Below are 3,813 nucleotides of genomic sequence, written 5' to 3'. Positions count from 1 at the left end.
GTGTGGCGGCGGCTGCTCGCGCGGCGCGCCGCCCTCGCCGCCGGCCTCGTCGTCGTCCTGCTCGTCCTGATCGCCGCGGCGGCACCGCTGCTCAGCGCGATCGAGGGCCAGGACCCCACCGGCTACCACAACGACCTGCTCGACTCGGCGGCCGGCGGCGTGCCCACCGGCTCCTTCGGCGGCGTCAGCGCCGAGCACTGGCTCGGCGTCGAACCCGGCACCGGGCGGGACGTGTTCGCCCGGCTGGTCCACGGCGCCCGGATCTCGCTGCTCGTCGCCGTCGGCGCCACCCTCGTCCAGGTCGCGATCGGCGTCCTGCTCGGCCTCGCCGCGGGGCTCGGCAACCGGTGGCTCGACCAGCTGATCGGCAACACCACCGAGGTGATGCTCGCGCTGCCCACGCTGGTCTTCGCCATCTCGCTGATGGCGGTCGTGCCCCCGGCCTTCCCCCGCCCGCTGCTGCTGACCCTGGTCATCGGGCTGCTGGGCTGGGCCGGCACCGCACGGGTGGTCCGGGCGCAGACGCTCAGCCTCCGGCAGCTCGACTACGTGGCCGCGGCCCGGCTCGCCGGCGCCACCCGGTGGCGGATCGCCCGCCGGGAGCTGCTGCCGTCGCTGGCCGCGCCGGTCATCACCTACGCGGCGGTGCTGCTGCCGTCCAACGTGGTCGCCGAGGCCGGGCTGTCCTTCCTCGGGGTGGGCGTCAAGCCGCCGACCTCCTCGTGGGGCCAGATGCTCTCCGGGGCGACCACCTGGTTCCGCGCGGACCCGATGTACGTGCTGCTCCCCTCCGCGCTGCTGTTCACCACCGTGCTCGCCTTCACCGTGCTCGGCGACGCCGTCCGCACCGAGCTCGACCCGCGCGCGGCCTCCCGGCTGCGGGTCGGTACGGCGCGCGGCGACTCCGGTCCGTCGAACGCCGCTCCGTCGGACGCCGCTCCGTCGAGCGCCACGCCGTCGAGCGCCGGTCCGTCGAGCGCGGGCCGGGGCCCCTCCGAGGAGGCCACCGCATGACCCGCTTCCTGCTCCGCAAGGCCGTCGGCATGCTCGGCGTCCTGCTCGTCCTCTCCCTGGTCGTCTACGCGGTGTTCTACATCGCCCCCGGCGACCCGGCCCAGCTCGCCTGCGGCGAGAAGTGCAGCCCCGCCCAGGTCGCCCAGGTGCGCGAACGGCTCGGCCTCGACGCGCCCGTCTACCTCCAGTACGCCCACTTCCTCCAGGGCGTCGTCGCCGGCCGCGACTTCAGCGCCGGCACGGGCCTGCTGCACTGCCCGGCGCCCTGCCTGGGCGTCTCCTACCGCAGCGGCGAGCAGGTCACCGACATGATCACCGCCCGGCTCCCGGTGACGGCCTCGCTGGCGCTCGGCGCGATGGTGCTCTGGCTGGTCCTCGGGGTCGGCACCGGGCTGGTCTCGGCGCTGCGCCGTGGCCGGCTCAGCGAGCGCCTGCTGACCGCGCTGACGCTGGCCGGCAGCTCGATCCCGGTGTTCGTCATCGGCCTGGTGCTGCTCATCGTCCTGTGCGCCCAGCTCCAGTGGCTGCCGTTCCCGAGCTACGTGCCCCTCACCGAGGACCCGCAGCAGTGGTTCTGGGGCCTGCTCCTGCCCTGGGTCTCGCTCGCGCTCATCGAGTCCGCGAAGTACGCCCGGCTGACCCGCTCCTCCATGCTGGAGACCCTCGCCGACGACCACATCCGGACCTTCCGGGCGTACGGCGTCAGCGAGCGGCACCTGGTGACCAGGCACGCGCTGCGCGGCGCGCTCACCCCGGTGATCGCGCTGACCGCCATCGACCTCGGGACGATGTTCGGGTCCGCCGTACTGACCGAGTCGCTCTTCGGCCTCCCGGGGCTCGGCAAGCTGCTGGTCACCTCGGTCGGCCTGATCGACCTGCCGACCGTCGTCGGCCTCACCCTCGTCACCGGGTTCTTCGTGGTCCTCGCCAACGTCATCGCGGACGTGCTCTACGCGGTGACCGACCGAAGGGTGATCCTGACGTGAGCGCCGGAACCCTGAGCCCGGAACCCCTGAGCCCGGAACCCCTGCGCCCCGGCCCCCGGGGCTCCGAACCGCTGGCCGCCGAGGCCCGGGGCGAGGCCCTGGTCGACGTCCGGGACCTGGTCGTCGACTTCCCGGTCGGCGACGGCCACGTCCGCGCCGTCGACGGCGTGGGCTTCACCCTGGAGGCCGGTCAGGCGCTCGGCATCGTCGGCGAGTCCGGCTCCGGCAAGAGCACCGTCGCCTACGGACTGCTCGGCCTGCACCGCGGGACCGGCGCCCGGATCGGCGGCTCGGTGCGGGTCGCCGGGGTCGACGCCGTCACCGCCGAGGGCGACGAACTCCGGCGCCTGCGCGGCGGCTTGGCCGCCATGGTGTTCCAGGACCCGCTGTCCGCCCTCGACCCGTACTACGCGGTGGGCGACCAGATCGCCGAGGTCGTGCGGGTGCACCGGGACGTCTCCCGCCGGGACGCCCGGGCCCGGGCCGTCGAGGTGCTCGACCGCGTGGGCATCGCCGACGCGGCGCGGCGCTCGCGGTCGCGTCCGCACGAGTTCAGCGGCGGCATGCGCCAGCGGGTGCTGATCGCGATGGCCCTGGCCTGCGAGCCGCGGCTGCTGGTCGCCGACGAGCCGACGACCGCGCTGGACGTCACCGTCCAGGCCCAGATCCTCGACCTGCTGCACGAGCTGCGCGCCGAGACCGGCGCCGGGCTGGTCCTGGTCACCCACGACCTGGGCGTGGTCGCCGGGAGCGTCGACCGGGTGCTGGTGATGAAGGACGGCCGGGCGGTGGAACACGGGCCGGTCGCCGAGGTGCTGGGCGCTCCGCGCGAGCCGTACACCCGCGCGCTGCTGTCGGCGGTGCCCCGGGTCGACGCCGCCGAGCCGTCGGCCGCACCCGCCGAAGCCACCGGTTCCTCCGGTTCCTCCGGCGGCGAGGTCCTGCTCGAAGCCGTCGACCTGCGCCGGGAGTTCGCCACCCGCGGCGGCCTCGCCCGGCGCACCGCCCCGGTGGCCGCCGTGGACGGCGTCTCGCTCACCGTGCGGGCCGGCGAGACGCTGGGCGTCGTCGGCGAGTCCGGCTCCGGGAAGACCACGCTCGGGCGAATGCTCGTCCGGCTGCTGGAGCCGACCGGCGGTCGGCTGCACTACCGCGGCCGGGACATCGGAGCGCTCGGGGAGAAGGAACTGCGCCCGCTCCGGCGGGAGTTGCAGATGGTCTTCCAGGACCCGGTGTCCTCGCTCAACCCGCGCCGCAGCATCGGCGAGTCCATCGCCGACCCGCTGCGCATCGCCGGGGAGAGCGACGAGCGCCGCGTCCGCGGCCGGGTCGGCGAACTCCTCGAACGCGTGGGGCTCGACGCCGACTGGTACCACCGCTATCCGCACGAGTTCTCCGGCGGGCAGCGGCAGCGGGTCGGCATCGCCCGCGCGCTGGCGCCCCGGCCGCGGCTGATCGTCTGCGACGAACCGGTCTCCGCGCTGGACGTCACCACCCAGGCCCAAGTAGTGGAGCTCCTCGGCGAGTTGCAGCGCGACCTCGGCCTCGCGCTGGTCTTCATCGCCCACGACCTCGCCGTGGTCCGGCAGGTGAGCGACCGGGTCGCGGTGATGCGGGCCGGGCGGATCGTGGAGCAGGGCGACGCCGACACGGTGTACGACTCCCCCCGGCACGCCTACACCAAGGGCCTGCTGGCCGCCGTCCCGGTCCTGGACCCGGCCGAGGCGACCGCCCGCCGCCATGCCCGCCTGGCCTCCGCCGGCGCCTGACCGACGGCCGTCCGGTCCGGGTCGCACCTCACGGGGTGCGACCC

Annotated in this window: 3 protein-coding genes; all 3 read left to right on the top strand. The window is 75.0% G+C overall.

Going from position 1 to position 3,813, the window contains the following annotated elements; all coding sequences use genetic code 11:
- A partial coding sequence (locus ACFU6K_RS33520) for an ABC transporter permease (RefSeq protein ID WP_380669517.1) occupies positions 1 to 1,014 on the top strand: 1,014 nt, incomplete at its 5' end.
- Positions 1,011 to 2,000, top strand: a complete 990-nt coding sequence (locus ACFU6K_RS33515) for an ABC transporter permease (protein WP_380669515.1) — start codon at positions 1,011 to 1,013, stop codon at positions 1,998 to 2,000. The genes ACFU6K_RS33520 and ACFU6K_RS33515, both read left to right, overlap by 4 nt.
- 41 nt (positions 2,001 to 2,041) lie before the next feature.
- Positions 2,042 to 3,769, top strand: a complete 1,728-nt coding sequence (locus tag ACFU6K_RS33510; RefSeq protein ID WP_380669519.1) for an ABC transporter ATP-binding protein — start codon at positions 2,042 to 2,044, stop codon at positions 3,767 to 3,769.
- The last annotated feature ends 44 nt before the right edge of the window (positions 3,770 to 3,813 follow it).

It is taken from the genome of Kitasatospora sp. NPDC057512 (assembly GCF_042802135.1).
GTDB lineage: Bacteria > Actinomycetota > Actinomycetes > Streptomycetales > Streptomycetaceae > Kitasatospora.
Note: the sequence above shows the minus strand (reverse complement) of the source record. Positions and strands in the feature narration are given on the sequence as shown.